Here is a 19,516-nt window from a genome sequence, read left to right as displayed (position 1 = left end):
ATTACTCGAATCAAATGGATGAAGAAATCCCAAGTTATAGCCATGCGGCCAGGCAAATTGGTTTCGTAATGAGGCATCATTACCTAGATCGCTCAGAAATCAAATTTATTAAAAAATTGATTCAAGACAGCTATAACACTTTTGGTCAATTACATCATAATAAAGTATTTTTGAACCTAGGTTTCTGGGATAAAAAAATACATGACGAATATAAAGAATTAAATTTCGATTTTTCGAAAATCTCTGAGGTGCAAGATATATATTCTCAATTACTTCTTTACTCACTGATTAGGCCCCTAATCAAAACCCAATTTTTTTATAAGAGATTGCTTGAGATAGGAAGTGGCAATGGCCTTGGCCTTAAAGCAAGTTCTGAACTGTTAAAAACCGATTATGCATTAGGAGTCGATTTGGTTAACCGTTTAGTAGTCAACTCCAATCGTCATTTTTACGACGAGGATAAAGTAAATTACATTCAATCTGATGCCGAAAATCTCCCCTTAGGTAATGAATGTTTTGATATCGTTATCAATCTTGAAAGCTCTCATCTTTATCCTCGAATCGAGGATTTTTTTTCTGAAGTAGAGCGGGTCTTATCTCTAGGTGGATTTTTTTGTTATGCAGATCATTATTTTAAAAATAAAGATCAATCCAACAAGTTAGAACAATTTATTAAGAACAACGATAAACTAAAAATAATCCAAAAAGTGAATATTACCAAGCAGGTACAAGCCTCACTTTATCAACGGTTAATCGTCAATGAAGAAGGGTTTTACCGACAGGCTTTGTCCATTGCTGGGGATGATATAAGTCAAATTATATCCGAACTTCCAACGATTGCTGCGGTATGCGGATTAATCTTCCTTCCTTGGTGGAAAATTAGATTTAAAAATCCTGCGCTCCATTACGTCGCAAAATACGCCCGAAAAGAAAAATTTTGGGGTAGAAAATATTATTTTTATTATCTTGTCCAAAAGGTTAAGAAATGAAAATAAAACAAATACAAGAAATTGAGTACGAATACGGTCAAGAAGAATATATTAAACATGTTATTTATCGCTCAAAAGAACCTATCTTAATTAAAATTAAACAATTTACCGACAAGTTTTCCATTGAATATTTTGAAAATCTTCTGGAAGGGGTAATCACCTATGATACTTATGAAAATCATAGTTGGAAATCTTACGATCGGGGTAATTTTTCAACCGTGATGTCCCACATTAAAAATAATAAGCCTTATAGAATTTTTGGTCAAACTTTTCCAAAACATTCGGCAGCAATAGAACGTCATGTGCCCCTTTGGCAAAAAATTCCATTTCGACCTAGGTACTTTAACAAAAATTTAAAAGTTCTTTATTTTTTTGGAGGTAAGGGAGCGCATACAGAAATCCACTTTGATAGAGAGCATTGCTGTAATCTTCACTTATGCTTAAGTGGAAAAAAGCAGGTGTTATTGTTTACTGAAGAGCAAAGCCAAAATATCTATAAGCTTCCTTTTGTTGGAGACAGTCTAGTGGAATTTGGTCAATCCTGGGATTTATTATTGAAACAATACCCAAGATTAAACCAAGCAGAAGGTTATCACATTACGCTTGAACGAGGAGATATGCTCTTTTTGCCTAAAAATTGCTGGCATTACACGAGCTATTTAGAAGCCTCTGCGGCTGCAACCTATGTCTTTTATCCACAAAAATTGTTTCAATTTTATGGATATTTTACTGGCTACTTTTTTATAGGCTATAAATCCCCCAATGGTTTTAAAATTTGCGATTGGCCCTTATTTGAAAAATTTAGTCGAAATTACGCCTTAGCCGAAGGGAAACGAAAGCATTTATTCAAAATAATTGAACTCGTCTCTTATATAATTCTGCTGCCTATAGTGAGTATTCTCAGTAAAATTTCTCTTACATTAAAACCACGGCGAGTTTTTTAATCTAAACGATAAAATAAGAGTGATTTTAAGGTTGAAAACCCGGATTACGGCGTGCCGTCACCCAGGCTACCTTCTAATATATCTATTTTTTCCTTGAGGCCATATTCGATAAAATATCACCTAACTCCATCGGCATGGGAAACACAATAGTGGAGTTATTGTTGCCGGCTATAGCAGCTAATGTCTGCAAATAACGCAACTGCATTGCTTGCGGTTGTTGTGCCAAAACTTGAGATGCTTGCAGCAATTTATCTGAAGCTTGTAACTCACCTTCAGCATGAATCACTTTCGCACGCCGTTCGCGCTCAGCTTCAGCCTGTCTTGCAATTGCACGAATCATGCTTTCGTCCAAATCGACTCGTTTTATCTCCACATTAGACACCTTAATGCCCCAATTATCTGTTTGTGAGTCCAATATTTTCTGTACATCACTATTTAAGCGTTCGCGTTCAGAAAGCATTTCATCGAGTTCATGTTGGCCTAATACAGAACGGAGTGTAGTTTGCGCCAATTGACTGGTTGCTTCATAGTAATTTTCTACTTGAATAATTGCATTTTCTGGGACCACCACCCGAAAATATAAAACTGCATTCACGCGTACTGAAACGTTATCCTTAGAGATCACATCTTGGCTGGGTACGTCCATAACTATAGTACGTAAATCGACTCGTACAACTTGTTGAATAACTGGAATAATAAGCACTAAACCGGGCCCTTTCACTTTCCAGAAGCGGCCTAACATGAATACAACGCCGCGCTCATATTCCCTAAAGACTTTCACTGCTGATATCAAAAGTAGTAAAATTGCAACGATAATTACCGTAAAAAATGGTCCCATATTATTCTCCTTGATTGCTCAAATCCTCTTCAATTTCCATTTTAAGCCCTGAAACTCCAATCACTTTTATTGGCCTGTTCGCGGCTATAGGTAATTTAGAATGTACGCTCCAAATTTCACCACGAATCATTGCTTGTCCTTCATGATTTATATTGCCAAGCGTACGACCTTTGGCCCCGATTAAAACGATTAAACCATGTTTTACACTTTGTCGTCTTGCTTTTAATACCATCCCGAGAAGAAGAACAAAAAAAAGGATATTTACAACAGCCATTGCAACAATTACCGACCACGCAATTTGGTACATTTGATTATCGGTTTCAATTAACATAATGGAGCCAATAATAAATGCAATGGTACCGCCCACTCCTAGAGAACCGTAAGCGGGCACAAATGCTTCTCCTACAATAAATGCAATTCCCAATATAATAAGAAAAAACCCAGCGTAGTTAACTGGTAATAATTGCAGCGCATAAAGCGCAATACATATGGAAATCGCTCCAATAACCCCCGGAAATAAATGTCCTGGGTTTACCAACTCAAAAAAAATACCGTATATACCTAGTAAAAGAAGAAGATAAGCTACAGTGGGATCGGTAATTATCGATAAAAATTGTGTGCGCCAATCCTGTTTCACTAATTCAATTTTAGCATTACTGGTATTAAGTGTTATTTTTTGATTGTTTTGTATCACTGAGACGCCATTCATCTGCGCCAGCAATTCGCTCTCATTATTTGCAATATAATTAATAACCCCTTGCTTTAAAGCTTCAGTAGCTGTCATTGTTTCAGCATTTAAAACCGCTTTTTGTGCAAAATCTGGGTTGCGACCTCGCAATTGTGCAAGTGACCTTATGGTAGCTACTGCATCATTGGTAATTTTTTTCTCCATGGTAGTTTGTTTATCGGAGGGGCTTGTGTCACTGAACCCTGATGCTAAATTAACCGGACTCGCAGCACCCAATTGTGTTCCGGGCGCCATGGCGGCCAAGGTACTCGCATAAAGTAAATACGTCCCTGCGCTTGCCGCTCGAGCACCATTCGGACTGACATAAGTTACTATAGGAATATTGGAGGATAAAAAGCTTTGAACAATATTTCGGGTTGATTCATCGAGCCCGCCGGGAGTATCCAGCGTAATTATAATTAAATCTGCATGTTGTGCATTATCAATACCACGAATCACATAATCTGCCGTAGCAGGCCCAATTGCTCCTTTAATGTTTAGTTCAACGACTTTAGTTGCATAGGAACAGGACGTATAAAAAACTAGAATAAAAATAAGCAGAACACTGGATCGCAATAAATAGATTAGTCGATGTGTTGGCGTGTCTGTGGACCCTGGCATGATGTAGGATGCACACATGCTCCCTTCCTAATAAAATACGCTATATGTTAAAAGATAGCACAAATTGCGTCTTTATTGCTGCATGCATTGCAAAATCAGTAGGATAAGCAGGGAGAAGATGTAACGTATCGATCTATGAGATTATGCATTCTGCATGATGCACTGTAACCCTGGGTGACAGGGGGTACTTTCACCCAGGTTGAATGATATTATTTTAGAAATAAACCCCAATTTGAGCAGAAACTGTATCCGCTGTACCTCCGGTACCTAGTGTGGGGGCATTGACAAAACCAGGGGCAGAAGCACCATTAGCGAAATCGTTAGATCCATAATCTATTTCATGTCGATATTCGATACTTTCTACAGTATCTTTCCAGATAGAAATATTAAATACGCCAATGAAACGGTGTTCTGGTAGGTTTAATGCAAGGGCCTCTTTGGTATGTTGGTAACCCACACCGATAGATGCAGGTCGGTTAAAGGCTTTAAACGTCATACCAATTTCTGTTTGTAATGCCTGTGGTTTTGCACCATGTCCATTGAAACTTAAATCCTGGGTTCTAAATGATTCAATAGTAGCCACCCATTCAGCAGCAAAGTTAAATCGGTCATAACCCATGTTTCCATAAATATCGACAGCATCCGTCTTACGGACTAATTCATTGCCATTAAGTAATGAGCCAAACCCACCAAAAGTGCCGGGATTACCCCCAGTATTTTGCATTCCCGCTGCATCATCGATGGAGCTAATGTAACTTGCACCTATTTCACCGGTGGCTTCCGTAAATGCAAACACATAACCGACATTGGCACCGCCTACACCAGCGCGTCCTAAGGTCGTATCACTTCGATATATATAGGCCGCAGCAAATGGCCCGGTATCTTCTTGTGATTTATAACCTATAATAAAAGGTCTTGTTTTAGTACGAGCTAAATTTAGGGTCAGTGGGGCACTAATCATGGCGCTAGAATAACGTCCGAAAGGCACATACAACTGCCCAGCAGTAAAATAAAAGGGCGTCTTATCCAAATTACCGACATTCACAAAACCCATATTAAGGTTAAATGCGGAGTTATTAATTCTTGGACCCACATCAGGAGGACTCTCATCATAGGCCAGTGCGATATATGCCTCGACATTTTGATTTAACGCAGCAGCAACATCTACCTCGCTCGAGCCCAAAGTCAAATCAACATTGGTTCCACCAACAAAATCACTATTGATCATGCCCACAGGCTCAGCTTTCCCACTTAGTGCAATAATTGGTCTCTCTGGAATCGGATAACCCATATTTCTATAGGCTCTGTATAATTTTCGACGTTGTTGCATCAAACGAATGTCACGGTTAATACTGGAAATATTCACAATATAATCTGACCCATCGAATGCAGGTCTATCCCCTAAATACGGAGAGGTCACGACAGGTGTCCCAGCAATATAAGTAACAACTCGACTTTCAGCCACTAAGGCAGTTGGATAAAATCCAATAGATTCTGGATGTTCCTCTGGGGTATGAACTGAGAGCGTGGATGAATGGTATTTGACCATTTTTTCATGTTTTTCATTTTCATGTTTCTTTGCTGGTTTTTTATGAACAACTGGCTCTGATTTTTTAGCTTGCTTCTTATTTGGCTTGCTTGACTGACTCACTTTCTGAGCAACTAGTTCTTTCTGTAAGGAATCTAATTGAGTTTGTAATTGTTGCGCTTGTTTCTGTAAACGGGCTATTTGACGTTGCAACTGCTGATCATGTTCCGCATAGAGTGGCGATGACAAACAGACTAGGGCCAATATGATTTTTTTATATTGCATGCGGTACTCCTGCTCATTATTTTTACTTCCACATCGGAAAGGCAGAAAATTATATCTTGGTAAACAAGGAGTGGCTAGCCTCTTTTTCACAAATCTGCTTAAAATTTGTTACTTATTGCAATCATCAAAAAAAAACCCATAGTCGATCTATGGGTTTTTTTTTGAGGATTATTCGGAAAGTGCATCTTTAGTTCAAATTATGCATTTCCAATTAACTTCAGACCGAAATAGGGACCAAAAAGACCGTAATCTACAGGACGTATTGGACCAAATAAATTGGGGAGTGGTTGCTCTTCCAAAACGTGGAAATAATTCACTACTTGGTAACCCGCTTGAATATTGGCAAGACCTATTGGTGTAGGATGCGCATAATTGATACCAAGTTTTGCTTCTAGGCTTGGAACAATACCTCTTTTACGAAAGAATACTTGCTCAACAATTGCCTGCTGAGGGGATACGACAAAACCTGCGTGGTAGCGATTCGTACCATAAAGCACTGAGCCACCTCCATTTGCAGTCACGCTTAAAGAGTCTGTCAAGTTGTAAGCATAGTCAATTCCAACTACCGGTCCAAATCCTTTATAGTCAGTGTTGTCAAATTTGCTAAAAGGATTTGTCACAAGTGCAGGAATAAATTCGGTTATATAATAATTTGTAGCAGTCGATTGGATATTTGCGTACTGCATACCCGCATAGAAGCGCATTTTCTTACGCATGCTAATATCAGTATGTTGTCCCATCACGACATTAACTTGGTCTATTCTATTGCGACTAATAAAATCAAATGGAGCTGGAATAGGTGGTAAACCCGTAACCGGGATATTCAAAACTCCGAAAAACTCTGTCGGTCCGGTAGAAGTACTGTAATGCATCCAATTGACGGTAATATCATTACCGGTATTAAAATGGTAAGACCCTTCTAAAAAATAGCCCCAATTCCAATCATTCTGAATTTCTTTATTTACTGGTAATGTACCGAATTGTATCGATTTTTCACTACCATAGATTGATCTTAGGTAGAGCGCTTGAGCGCTAAAATCCCAGAGTTTTGTTACACATGGAACTGTAACATTCCCTGGGGTACAAGCAGGACCCATACCACCGGCAGTAGCTACACTTGCTGCCAATCCCAATACAGTTATAGTTGTTTTCTTAAACATGAATACTCCATTAGAAAAAAAAAGCCCATCATTTGACGGGCTTTTATAAGATCTTAATCAATTAAGAAATTAAATATTTCCAACATACTTCAGACCGAAGTAAGGACCAGCAGCAGCGAAATCAGTTGCTGTAACTGGTAATACAGTTGTGTTTAACGCATGAATGTAGTCGAACCACATGTAACCAGCATCCAGAGTTAAATCACCTTGTGCCATTGCGTAAGTATAGCTAGCACCTAACTTAGCTTCTAATTCTGGAACGATTGCTGTTCTAGAACCGCTAACATCAATGGTGAACACACTAGGAAGAACTGGATTAGAACCGTCTGGGTCAATAAAATCAACATCGTAGCTGTGTTTTTGTGAACCCACTAAGACTGCAGCAGCTGCTTTAGCATAAATACCAAAGCCATTACCGAATACGTAGTTCATGTCGATACCAGTACGTGGTCCAAATCCGTTGTACTGAGTGTCCCCTTCAAATCCTAGAGTATAGTCTGGAACACCATTATCAAAGTCTGTTCCAAATGCATGCATGCTTCTCTTGATGCTAGCAAATTGGAAACCGCCATGGAAACGGATTTTCTTGTTCGCGCTGAAATCAACGAATTGACCGAATTCACCGTTAACTGCATCCCATCGGTTCTTATGACCATAACCAATTAATACATCTGGAGCAAAATCAGGAGTAAATTCATGGTTGTTCCAACCAGTATCTAAGTGATACCAAGTTAAGGTAATGTCGTTTCCAGTATTGAAATGGTAAGAACCTTCAATTTGGAAGCCCCAGTTCCATTGAGCGTCTAATTCTGTATTTAAAGAAACGCCTGATGGAGTAATGTCGAGGTTCAAAGAAACGTCGTTATCGGTCATTGTTTGCAATACTAATGCTTGGCCGCCAACGTTCCATCCAGTACTTGGGCAAGGAACAGTAACGTTACCTGGGGTACAAACTGGGCCCATGGTACCAGCGAATACTGCACTGCTACCTAAAGCAAGAACAGCTAACGCTGTTTTTTTCAAATTTAACATGCTTATCTCCACTTTTTATTATTATTTCCGTTCGTTACCAATTTAAATTGTTAGCAACGGTACGCATATTCGCTCTATACCGAGAGCGTACCTTGCTCAATTATCTAACCGGACCTTCTTAAAGTCAACAGTATCGATTAAATTTATTAAAATGATAGCGAATTAAATGTTTCCTATATATTTCAAGCCAAAGTAAGGACCAGCAGCAGCGAAATCAGTTGCTGTAACTGGCAATACAGTGCCGTTTAACGCATGAATGTAGTCGAACCACATGTAACCAGCATCCAGAACCAAATCACCTTGTGCCATTGCATAGTCATAGCTAGCACCTAACTTAACTTCTAATTCTGGAACGATTGCTGTTCTAGAACCGCTAACATCCACGGTGAACACATTAGGAAGAACTGGATTAGAACCGTCTGGGTCAATAAAATCAACATCGTAGCTGTGTTTTTGTGAACCCACTAAGACTGCAGCAGCTGCTTTAGCATAAATACCAAAGCCATTACCGAATACGTAGTTCATGTCGATACCAGTACGTGGTCCAAATCCGTTGTACTGAGTGTCCCCTTCAAATCCTAGAGTATAGTCTGGAACACCATTATCAAAGTCTGTTCCAAATGCATGCATGCTTCTCTTGATGCTAGCAAATTGGAAACCGCCATGGAAACGGATTTTCTTGTTCGCGCTGAAATCAACGAATTGACCGAATTCACCGTTAACTGCATCCCATCGGTTCTTATGACCATAACCAATTAATACATCTGGAGCAAAATCAGGAGTAAATTCATGGTTGTTCCAACCAGTATCTAAGTGATACCAAGTTAAGGTAATGTCGTTTCCAGTATTGAAATGGTAAGAACCTTCAATTTGGAAGCCCCAGTTCCATTGAGCGTCTAATTCTGTATTTAAAGAAATGCCTGATGGAGTAATGTCGAGGTTCAAAGAAACGTCGTTATCGGTCATTGTTTGCAATACCAATGCTTGGCCGCCAACGTTCCATCCAGTACTTGGGCAAGGAACTGTAACGTTACCTGGGGTACATACTGGACCCATGGTACCTGCAAATAGTGTACTGCTTCCTAAAGCTAAAATTGCTAAAGTGGTTTTTTTTAAACTTAACATGCTTATGTCTCCGCATAAATTATTATTGTTTCCTATTTCATTGATAACTCTCTACTAGGAGTTGTCATTAGCATGCCTTCGTCGCTTCAGGTCGATGCATGCAACAGTGTGAGTATTAGCAGTGGAAAAGAATAAGTCAAGAAGATTTACAAAAAAAAATTAATATTTTTCAATTGGATATGCTATTTTTACGCACTGGATATTTTTTTTGAGCACCATGACGATTCTTTGGCTTTGTTTATAAAAAATGAAGCCTGTGCACGGCCTAAAAAAAAATGGAAATAGCGTGTACAGGATTACTAATATAGAGCATCTATGACAACTTGCAATCTTTTTCTAAAATTCAAGGACAGTGCAATTAATTAATTCTTTTGGCTTCCTTTGAGTCGACTTATTTTATTTTTTTATGAGTGTAATCACGACTCTTCGGTTTGCTGCCCGACCGACATCTGTATCATTTCTCGCTACAGGATACAATTCTCCGACCCAAGTCACATGAAGTATGTTTTTAGGTACACCAAGTTGTAGCAGATATTTTTCCACAATTCGTGCTCTATTTTCAGATACTGCGTTATTATACCCTTTGCGCCCATTAGCATCTGCATAACCAATAATTCTTAGTTCATTTATTTGAGCATCGGCCTCTACATAGCGTGCAATACGCCGCAATTGATCCTTATCCTTATCACTTAATTCGCTTCCATCTTCTTTATAATGGAACACACTCTCGCGTACTTGTTCATAATCAAAAGGTAACAAGCTTCCAATACATTCTTGATAGCGAGAATAGGGTTTTTGAAAACCCACAGGTGATAAAGCAACAAGGGTATTAAATCCTGTTTCGGCTCGATAACTGAAGTTAGGCTCATAGCCTTGTGAAAGAAACGTAAGCAGCTTTAAACTTGCATCCCGTTTTAGAAAGATGCCAAATTCCCCCGGTTTAACCATTAATTCCCCTGCTAGAACCGCAGGTCGATCTGGTTTCCAATTGGGCGATTTTATGATGATTTTAGCAGGTAAATACTGCTGTACTTCATTCCATGTTCGTATAATAAAATGGGGTGGTTGGGCTGCATACTGTTCAAAATAGGCAATACCAAAATTAGGGATAGTAAGGGATAACCCACAACGTATCGGGTTACGGCTGACCCGCCATCCCTTTGCCCCTAAAGGATTTGCAAACTGAATCTGCGTCATTGCATGTCCTGTATCTATTATAAGCACTGTGCTCAATGCAATACATGCTAGAAATTGTCCTTTTTGATCCACAAATGCCATCTTTTACTCATTCTCGTGACTTGTTTCATGTTATCCTTAATTATCGGCAAAAACGCAGGAATCTTTACTATGCAAACGCTAATAATTAATCGTCCGGATGATTGGCATGTCCATCTTAGAGATAATGAGATGCTAGAACACACTGTGGCTGATACGGCCCAGCATTTTGCTCGCGCATTAGTAATGCCAAATCTTAAGCCAGCTCTAACCTCATTGTCCTCCCTAAGTGAATACAGAACTAGAATTCTAAAAGCACTCCCTCAAGGGGCTACCTTTGAACCGTATATGACCTTTTATCTGAATGATTTCGTACGTCCTGAAGAATTAAAAGAAGCAGCGAAAACTTCTTATATTCTTGGTGCCAAACTGTACCCAGCAGGGGCAACGACCAATTCAGAGGCAGGTGCAAAGTCGTTAACTGATCTTTATCCCCTTTTTGAAGTGTTACAAAGTAGCAACCTGGTATTGCAAATTCATGGAGAAGTAACCCATAGTGACATTTTTGAACGTGAGTCCTTATTTATAGAGGAATATCTAAAGCCGATCGTACGAAATTTTCCCAAACTAAGAATAGTGCTTGAACACATATCAACGCGGGCTGCGGTCGAATATGTCACCGATGCCCCAGCAACAGTTGCAGCAACGATTACTCCACATCATTTATTATATAACCGTAATAAGTTGCTGGCTGGGGGGCTGAGACCCCATTATTATTGTTTACCTATTTTAAAGCATGAACACGATCAAAAAGCGTTACTAGGGGCCGCGTGTAGCGGTAATTCTAAGTTTTTTGCGGGAACGGATAGTGCTCCTCATATCGTCAGTACCAAAGAAAGTGCTTGTGGATGTGCAGGAATTTATTCTGCACCATTTGCTCTCGCTCTTTACACGCAGGTATTTGATGAAATGAACCAGTTAAAACAACTCAATCATTTTCTTAGTCGCTTTGGTGCCGAGTTCTATCAACTACCGATCAATCAACAACATATTGAATTAATTAAATCTCCTCAAACCATACCCGCTTATCTGCCTTTAGGCTCCAGCCAAGTTGTTCCCATCGCTGCAGGTGAAACCATTCCATGGAGTATTCATGCGCCCAAGCGATAGTGTATTTAATATGAATATAAAAGAACGATTTCGTGGTTTTTTGCCTATAGTGGTTGATGTAGAAACAGCCGGAGTAGATCCATGCAAGAATGCATTGTTAGAAATGTGTATCGTATTAGTTTCTATGGATGAACACGGAAATTTTCATCGTGGGGCAAGTCATTTTGAACATATTTTGCCTTTCCCAGGCGCTGAATTGGATCAAAAATCCTTAGAATTCAATCAAATAGATCCATACCAACCTCTACGTTTTGCGTTAGATGAGAAAACTGCTTTAGAAAATCTATTTAAACCTATTTTTGCTGCACTAAAAAAAACTCAATGCCAACGTGCTGTCTTGGTGGGGCATAATGCGTGGTTTGATTTGTTATTTATAAAGGAAGCCATCAAAAGAACGGGAGTTAAATCCCCCTTTCATGCGTTTACTTGTTTCGATACGGCCACATTAGGTGGATTTATGTATGGACAAACCGTCTTAGCCAAAGCAGCTCAAGCAGCAGGAATTCCTTTTGATGCTCAAGAAGCACATTCAGCTATTTATGATGCAGAAAAAACCGCCGATTTATTTTGCCGTATGGTCAACATCTGGAAAACCGCACAGCAAAATATTTAGTTAGGATAGGTGAACAATAATTTGTTTCACGATACTAGAGCGGGACATTTCATTTCCCGGGACGACTCTTGGTGTCTCCCGGGATCTTTTTTACAAGGAGTCGGAATGCTCTGATAAATAAGCAGCAACACCTTCTGTTGATGCCTTCATACCTGCTTTACCTTTTTCCCAACCTGCAGGACATACTTCACCATTTTCTTCAAAGTGCTGTACTGCATCTATGATTCTTAAAATTTCATCCATATTACGACCAATAGGCAAATCATTTACGATTTGTGAACGAACTACGCCATTGGTATCAATAATAAATGCTCCACGGAATGCAACGCCTGCTGCCGGATGTTCAACTCCATAGGATTGGCAAATGCTATGAGTCATGTCAGCAGCCATAACATAGCGCACTGAGCCAATACCACCCTTGTTAATTGGTGTATTTCTGTATGCATTGTGAGTGAAGTGTGAATCAATTGAAACGCTAACCACTTCAACATTACGGCTTTTGAACTCATCAATACGATGGTCTAAAGCAATCAACTCAGAAGGACATACGAAAGTAAAATCCAGAGGATAAAAAAACACGAGTCCATACTTACCTTTTAAATGCTCGTGCAAATTAAATTTATCCATAATCTCACCGTTAGGCATAACAGCCGCTACGGTAAAATCAGGAGCTTTTCGTCCCACTAATACACTCATTCTATGATCTCCATCATTGTCGTTATTATTATGGTATTAACTAATTATATTATGCAGCAATTGCATCACGCAGCATGGGCTCTAATTCACCTTGTTGAAATAATTCAGCAATGATATCAGAACCACCGATTAACTCACCCTTCACATAAAGTTGGGGGAAAGTAGGCCAATCAGCATATTGTGGCAATGTTTGGCGAATATCAGGATTAGCAAGAACATCTACATAGGCAAAATCTACACCGCAAGATTCGATACATTGTACTGCACGAGCAGAAAATCCACATTGTGGCATCTTCGGCGTGCCTTTCATATAAAGCAGAATGGCATTTTCCGCTATTTGCTTTTTAATTTTTTCTAAAGTATCCACGCACACACCTTATAATAAGTTAATTATTGCTCATTATCGCGAAAACCTATAAAACCCGCAACCAATAAATTTTTAGCTTAATAGATTAACAGATCTTAATTTAAATGCCAACTAATGCTCCATTTGCTCTAATAGTAAGCAACAAGCCCACAGTATACTCTGCTTATAAGCACTTCTACTGTTCAAAACTGAACTACTTTTTTTATATATTGTGGATAATCTTCATTGAATATCATACCCTTCCTGCTACACTTACTCGCACTGAATAAAAATAATAGGAGATTAGGATGACATTTACATTGCCTGAGTTACCATACGCCAAGAATGCGTTAGAACCTCACATTTCCAGTGAAACCTTAGAGTATCATTACGGCAAACATCACCAAACTTACGTGACCAATTTAAATAAATTAATCCCAGGTACCGAATTTGAATCCATGGATCTGGAAGAGATCATCAAAAAAGCAAAAGGGGGAGTATTCAATAATGCTGCCCAAGTTTGGAATCATACCTTTTACTGGCATTGCCTAAGCCCTAATGGTGGCGGTGAGCCTAAAGGCAAAATAGCCGAAGCAATTAACAAACATTTTGGCTCCTTCAGCGCATTTAAAGAAGAATTTACAAAAACCGCCATAGCTACTTTTGGTTCAGGCTGGGCGTGGCTTGTTCAAGATAATGCCGGTGCTTTAAAAATAATTAGTACAAGCAATGCAGGAACCCCAATGACTGAAGGTTTAACCGCTCTATTGACCTGTGATGTATGGGAACACGCCTATTATATTGATTACCGAAATGCACGCCCTGACTATGTCACTGCATTCTGGTCTTTAGTTAATTGGGATTTTGTAGCCAGTAATTTTAAATAAAAATCATTCTTTTTACCATGGATCCCTTCCCTCATATAGCATAGGGAAGAAAGTTATGTCTATAATGTGACCGCAACCTATCTCTCCCTTCTGGGGGAGATAATTTTGAGTGGAGATCCTTCAGTTTTTAAGGAAAACATTATGGCTTTAATTACGAGTTACAATCCTATGCCAATAACTTTCACCCATGGAGAAGGGATTTGGTTGTATGATGAGCAAGGCAAGGCCTACCTTGACGCTTTAAGTGGTATCGCGGTTTGTGGATTAGGCCATGCTCATCCTGATGTCACAAAAACCATACAGCAGCAAGCAGCTAAACTACTCCATACATCGAACACCTTTCACATCAAACAACAAGAATTACTTGCCGAAAAACTAACAACTATGGCAGGCATGGATCAGGTTTTTTTTGCTAATTCCGGTGCTGAAGCCAATGAGGCGGCCATTAAGTTAACCCGTCTTTTTGGCCATAAAAAAGGAATAGAAACACCCTCCATAATTGTGATGGAACGCGCGTTCCATGGCCGTACAATGGCAACTTTAACCGCATCAGGAAGCCGAAAAGTACAAGCAGGTTTTGAACCCTTGGTCCCCGGTTTCATTCGCGCTCCTTTTAATGATTTGGATGCCGTCCATACTATTGCAGCCAATAGAGAGGATGTGGTTGCGGTTATGCTTGAACCCATTCAGGGAGAAGGAGGGATTCATGCAGCAGAGGAAAGTTATCTTCGCTCTTTGGCCAAACTTTGCGAACAACATGATTGGATGCTTATATTGGATGAAATTCAAACCGGGAATGGTCGCACCGGCAAACTTTTTACCTGCATGCACTATGACATTCAACCTGATATTCTGACTACAGCAAAAGGTTTAGGTAATGGCCTTCCTATAAGTGCTTGTCTGATGAGTAAAAAAGCAAAAGATCTATTTAAACCAGGAAATCATGGCTCAACTTTTGGAGGCAATCCTCTTGCATGTGCTACTGCTTTAACGGTGTTAGAAGTTATAGAACGTGACAAAATTTGTGAGAAAGTTACCAAAAACAGTCCGCTGTTAATGGAAAAATTAATTAAAAATCTTGGTGAACATCCCGGCGTTAAAGGAATTCGTGGTAAGGGATATATGATAGGAATTGAACTGGACCGTCCGGCCGCTGACATGCGTTTACTCGGTCTAGAAAATGGCATACTTTTTAACATTACTGCGGATACTGTAGTACGACTTCTACCCCCACTGATCATTAATGAAGATGAGATAGATGAGTTAGTGAATCGATTAACTCTAACAATCAAACAATTTATTCAGAATTAACTACTCTTCATTTTTGTTTAGCCTGTATCCTACGAAATGATTGTTTCAGGTATACGGGCTGAGCTTCGGTATAATTAGTAATAGGATTGCAGAACAATGCAGGCGGGGTTATTCCAGATTGATTAGGCCTCTTGTTTCATAAGTTCAAAAAAATCAACTACCGTATCATAAATTTTTCTTATAATTTGATTCTTTGATTTTAAATTCAGACACGTATCTTCTTCCATATTCGTTGCCTGCAGTTTTTGACAAATCAAGTCAAACATATGGGCATCCATTTTCTCTAATTCAGGAAGCATGTGATTGATGCGTTCTAATAGAACATCCTTCTTATTTTTTCGTGATCCAAATAACCTGTTCTCCAATCGATCCATCAAATCATGGAGTTCATTTTCACGACCGCTACATGTAATGCGCATGAAGCCATCATGTTTTGACAACCCAAAATAGGATAAAGGGGTAATCATAAGATTGTCTTCAAATAATAGATAATAGGCTAGCTCTTCATCCGTCTTTACTACACCCGATCTTTGTAAAACGCGAGCAACATCTTTTGGCAAAGGCAGACCGAACATATCGCTAAAGTCAGCAAGAACATAAAAAGTAGCTTCTATCTGATATAAAGGATCGGGCATTGCCGCTCCCATGGCTTTTAACCGTTCAACCACATAATCGACCTTTTTCTTATAAAATGCAGCAATATTATTTTTTTCCTCAGCCCCAAAATTAGCCATAGTTTGTGCGTAAGCTGCTTGGGCTGAACGCGGCGCATGGATAAAGTAGCTTATGTTTTTATTGAGCATTTCATTCATCAAACTGGATTCGAATACTAAAAGAACCGCCATGCGTTCCCCAGCTGCAGACAAGGCCTTTGTTGCCGAACGTAAGATTATCACTCGTTCTTTAAGATCGGGGGCAATTTTTAAGAAGGAAGGCATCTCTGAAAAACTCATTTCAGTATAAGCTTCATCGAAAATGATGTACAAATCAGGATACTTTCGTAAAACCTCCGCAATTTTTTTTAACTCAATTGCATCAATAATGTTTCCGAGAGGATTGGATGGATTACAAATTAGGATGGCTTTGGGCCAGCCGTGATCCATTTCAGCAAGGGAATAAGCTTCCTTAATGCTTTCTTCTGTTGCTCGTGCGGTAAGTTTATATCCCGGCGCATCCATTACATGAATAGGATGCAAGCAATGCAATGGATTGTTGGAATAGGCACTGTAATAAGGGAAAGGGGTGATAATTCGATATCCCGGAACGTCTTCATAATGAGTATTAAAGGTTTCAAATAATACTCGTAAGGCACCAATACCTCCTACAGTAAATAATACGTTGTGCGGTTTAATTTCAGTCTCATACCAGCGGGACATAATGTCTGCCATTAATTCTCGTGGTCCGTAATCACCACGAGGATCCCCATAATCGATAGCAATATCTTCTTCAACCTGGTGAGGGTCTATTTTCCATTTATTGGTTAAATGGTCTAGTTTTTGCCAATATGAAAGATACGATGCAATCGTATGTGTATTAATAGGATAGGTAGGTTTTCCAAGACCTGCAAAGATTAATTTTTTTGTTTCGGATAAGCCTTGTGTCTGAATTTCGTCTCTTAAAGTATTAGCCCACAATGCCAACAGCATTACTTTTTCGATCTTATTTGCACAATGTCCATCAGGAGTGAGCATGAGATTACCGGATATTCAGTTTTGCACATTATAACAGAATGCAAATAAAACATGATATCGATTTTAAGAACAATCAATTCAATAAAAAACCTATATTAATAAAAAGTTAGAGATCTTTATCTATGCTATGCTTAAAAATAAGTGGACACTTATTTAATTTTTGTGTCAATAGAGGCGATTGACCAAGCCTTAAAATACAGGATAATTCATGTTTGTTAGGTTTGGGCACTCAAAATTACGCTGAATTAAATTTATATTTATCACGGAACAAAATGGCAAAAAAAGAAACTTCCAACACTGCTCACTTAATCGCTGATTTAAAAAAAACAGTTCATACCTTACAAAATAAAATTGAACATCTGGAAGTACAATATACCCAATTGAAAAATCTGCTTGATGCGGTACCTGGAGATGTCTACTGGAAAGACTTAAACGGTGTCTGGTCGGGTATGAATCAACGCTGTGTCCAAAGTCTTTATCATATGAAATTTATCCATAAATGCGATGAAAATGAAATTCTCGGCAAAACCGATTATGAAATTTTTGGTAAACAAACCGCCAACATCTATCGAGCAAATGATCTGGAAGTGATTGAAAAAAATGTTGAGTTGTCACGAGAAGAGAAAACTCTTTTGCCATCAGGCGAAGAGGTGATTTTACTTTCGACTAAAAGACCTTTGTTGAATAAATCAGGGAACATTATCGGCATTCTTGGCAATACCATTGACATTACTCACCTAAAAAAAATTGAATCAGAGCTCAAAAGAGCGAAAGAAAAAGCAGAAGCCGCGAATTATGCCAAAGACGAATTCATTCGCAATATGAGTCATGATATTCGTACACCTTTAAGTGGAATTATTGGGATCTCGAGCATTCTGGAACAAGAAGCTCAAAATACCCGCGAAAAAGAACATGCGCGTATGATCAACATTAGCGGAGAACAGCTCTTAGCGTTACTTAATGGGGTACTGGATATAATTGCTGCAGGTAGCCAGCAAGAAAATATCATTAAGGAATCCGTTTGTAATGTGCAGGATTTAATCCACAGTATTGCAGATCTTGAACGTCCAACCATCGCTTTGAAAAAATTGGATTTATTAATTAGTATTGACTGCAATACGCCCGAATGGATAACTACCGATACGGTAAAACTGCATCGAATTTTATTAAATCTTTTAGGAAATGCCGTTAAATTCACGGAAAAGGGTTTTATTGAAATTGGAGTGAGGCCGAAATTACATCATGGAAAAGCATTTCTTGAATTTTTTGTCAAAGATACGGGTCCGGGAATTAGACCTAAAGATAAGGACAAAATTTTCAAACGCTTTTATCGCGCAACCCCTTCATCGCAGGGCATTTATTCAGGGCATGGAGTAGGCTTACATATCGTGAAACGTTATACCCAACTTCTAAAAGGCAAGATAAGGGTCGACTCTACGCTTCACGTTGGAACCACCTTCACATTAACGGTTCCTGCTCAAAGCGCGAATAAACCGGTCGATGCTCAGGAGCCCACTTCGTTCACCTCCTTTGTAAATCGGACAGCTTCTAAAGAAATAAATCATTCTCCTCTAGTGCTAATTATTGAAGATAATGCTATTGCTTTAACTTTGATAGAAAATCTTTTACAACAAGCTGGCATCCGATTTTTCTCGGCCTCAACAGGTACCCAAGCATTAGAGCTATTTCAATCTCATACTTTTGATTGGGTATTAAGTGATATTGGTTTACCTGACACTAACGGAATAGAATTAACTAAAAAGCTGCGTCAGTATGAACAAAGCCATAACCATCCTCCCACCCCCATCATTGGTTTGACGGCCCATGCAATAGCTGATATTGAAAGTGAATGCCTAAATGTTGGGATGAACCAAGTAATCACGAAACCACTTCGCACTCATTTGCTACAGGAGCTATTAGTTCGATATAGCAATTCCAAATTTTCACCAGCTAATGGGACGATCACACCGCCAGAATCTAGTTTGCAATTTGATGAGTATCCTTTATTTGATCGTACTGAGGGTATTAACAATCTAGGTTCAGAAGAAGCACTCAAAAAAATACTGCACCTTCTTATCGAAGAAAATACCAAAGATTTAATTAAAACTGCTCAAGCTTGGAACAATCAAGATCTTGTTGAAATCAACAAGTTAACGCATAAAATGAAAAGTAGTGCACTTTATTGTGGTACCCTCCGCATGCGCCATACCTGTGAGATATTAGAAGAACACTTTCAAAAGAATCCGAAACTCTACCCTCCGACACTCTATGAGCAACTTCTTAAAGTTCACCAAGAAACGGTGAACGCTTTACAAAATTGGCTTAACCAATAACGAAG

General features: G+C 39.0%; 17 protein-coding genes. 7 read left to right on the top strand and 10 right to left on the bottom strand.

Annotated features, from left to right (window positions below; genetic code table 11):
- Positions 1-14 precede the first annotated feature (14 nt).
- Positions 15-989 (top strand): class I SAM-dependent methyltransferase, encoded by a 975-nt coding sequence (locus tag ACWTE2_RS07655; protein WP_182392171.1) that lies wholly within the window; start codon positions 15-17, stop codon positions 987-989.
- Positions 986-1,933, top strand: a complete 948-nt coding sequence (locus ACWTE2_RS07650; protein WP_454784867.1) for a cupin-like domain-containing protein — start codon at positions 986-988, stop codon at positions 1,931-1,933. Before ACWTE2_RS07655 ends, ACWTE2_RS07650 begins: the two co-directional genes overlap by 4 nt.
- A gap of 82 nt (positions 1,934-2,015) precedes the next feature.
- On the opposite strand, the gene ACWTE2_RS07645 is transcribed toward ACWTE2_RS07650, so the two are convergent.
- From ACWTE2_RS07645 to ACWTE2_RS07615, 7 genes are all read right to left on the bottom strand, one after another.
- On the bottom strand, positions 2,016-2,771 hold the full coding sequence (locus ACWTE2_RS07645; protein WP_182392169.1) for a slipin family protein: 756 nt from the start codon (positions 2,769-2,771) through the stop codon (positions 2,016-2,018).
- Between the two features lies 1 nt (position 2,772).
- Positions 2,773-4,137: an NfeD family protein gene (locus tag ACWTE2_RS07640; protein ID WP_454784866.1), complete on the bottom strand. Its 1,365-nt coding sequence runs from the start codon at positions 4,135-4,137 to the stop codon at positions 2,773-2,775.
- A 196-nt stretch (positions 4,138-4,333) separates the two neighbouring features.
- Positions 4,334-5,932 (bottom strand): LbtU family siderophore porin, encoded by a 1,599-nt coding sequence (locus ACWTE2_RS07635; protein ID WP_182392168.1) that lies wholly within the window; start codon positions 5,930-5,932, stop codon positions 4,334-4,336.
- Positions 5,933-6,129: 197 nt separating this feature from the next.
- A complete protein-coding gene (locus ACWTE2_RS07630; RefSeq protein WP_454784865.1) occupies positions 6,130-7,092 on the bottom strand; it encodes an Lpg1974 family pore-forming outer membrane protein in 963 nt (320 codons plus the stop codon).
- Positions 7,093-7,161: 69 nt separating this feature from the next.
- Entirely contained in the window at positions 7,162-8,124 is a 963-nt protein-coding gene (locus ACWTE2_RS07625; RefSeq protein ID WP_454784864.1) for an Lpg1974 family pore-forming outer membrane protein, read from the bottom strand.
- Positions 8,125-8,286: 162 nt separating this feature from the next.
- The gene (locus tag ACWTE2_RS07620) at positions 8,287-9,249 is read right to left on the bottom strand and encodes an Lpg1974 family pore-forming outer membrane protein (RefSeq protein ID WP_454784863.1); all 963 of its coding nucleotides are present in this window, start codon (positions 9,247-9,249) and stop codon (positions 8,287-8,289) included.
- 396 nt (positions 9,250-9,645) lie between these two features.
- Positions 9,646-10,527: a flagellar protein MotY gene (locus ACWTE2_RS07615; RefSeq protein ID WP_454784862.1), complete on the bottom strand. Its 882-nt coding sequence runs from the start codon at positions 10,525-10,527 to the stop codon at positions 9,646-9,648.
- A gap of 69 nt (positions 10,528-10,596) precedes the next feature.
- Between ACWTE2_RS07615 and pyrC the strand changes: the two genes are divergently transcribed.
- A complete protein-coding gene (pyrC, locus tag ACWTE2_RS07610; protein ID WP_182392163.1) occupies positions 10,597-11,634 on the top strand; it encodes a dihydroorotase in 1,038 nt (345 codons plus the stop codon).
- The gene (gene rnt / locus ACWTE2_RS07605; protein WP_182392162.1) at positions 11,618-12,247 is read left to right on the top strand and encodes a ribonuclease T; all 630 of its coding nucleotides are present in this window, start codon (positions 11,618-11,620) and stop codon (positions 12,245-12,247) included. Before pyrC ends, rnt begins: the two co-directional genes overlap by 17 nt.
- Before the next feature lie 90 nt (positions 12,248-12,337).
- Here rnt and ACWTE2_RS07600 read toward each other — a convergent pair whose 3' ends face one another.
- Together ACWTE2_RS07600 and grxD are read right to left on the bottom strand one after the other, a co-directional pair.
- Complete coding sequence (locus ACWTE2_RS07600) at positions 12,338-12,943, bottom strand: peroxiredoxin (RefSeq protein WP_454784861.1); 606 nt, start codon at positions 12,941-12,943, stop codon at positions 12,338-12,340.
- A gap of 49 nt (positions 12,944-12,992) precedes the next feature.
- On the bottom strand, positions 12,993-13,310 hold the full coding sequence (gene grxD / locus ACWTE2_RS07595) for a Grx4 family monothiol glutaredoxin (protein WP_182392160.1): 318 nt from the start codon (positions 13,308-13,310) through the stop codon (positions 12,993-12,995).
- A 287-nt stretch (positions 13,311-13,597) separates the two neighbouring features.
- Between grxD and sodB the strand changes: the two genes are divergently transcribed.
- Together sodB and ACWTE2_RS07585 are read left to right on the top strand one after the other, a co-directional pair.
- On the top strand, positions 13,598-14,176 hold the full coding sequence (gene sodB, locus ACWTE2_RS07590) for a superoxide dismutase [Fe] (protein WP_454784860.1): 579 nt from the start codon (positions 13,598-13,600) through the stop codon (positions 14,174-14,176).
- A 141-nt stretch (positions 14,177-14,317) separates the two neighbouring features.
- A complete protein-coding gene (locus ACWTE2_RS07585) occupies positions 14,318-15,487 on the top strand; it encodes an aspartate aminotransferase family protein (RefSeq protein ID WP_182392158.1) in 1,170 nt (389 codons plus the stop codon).
- 122 nt (positions 15,488-15,609) lie between these two features.
- Here ACWTE2_RS07585 and ACWTE2_RS07580 read toward each other — a convergent pair whose 3' ends face one another.
- Entirely contained in the window at positions 15,610-17,178 is a 1,569-nt protein-coding gene (locus ACWTE2_RS07580) for a pyridoxal phosphate-dependent aminotransferase (protein WP_454784859.1), read from the bottom strand.
- Between the two features lie 272 nt (positions 17,179-17,450).
- On the opposite strand from ACWTE2_RS07580, the gene ACWTE2_RS07575 reads away from it, so the two are divergent.
- Positions 17,451-19,511 (top strand): ATP-binding protein, encoded by a 2,061-nt coding sequence (locus tag ACWTE2_RS07575; RefSeq protein ID WP_454784858.1) that lies wholly within the window; start codon positions 17,451-17,453, stop codon positions 19,509-19,511.
- Positions 19,512-19,516: the final 5 nt, after the last annotated feature.

The sequence above is a fragment of the Legionella nigrisilvae genome (assembly GCF_977063395.2).
Note: the sequence above shows the minus strand (reverse complement) of the source record. Positions and strands in the feature narration are given on the sequence as shown.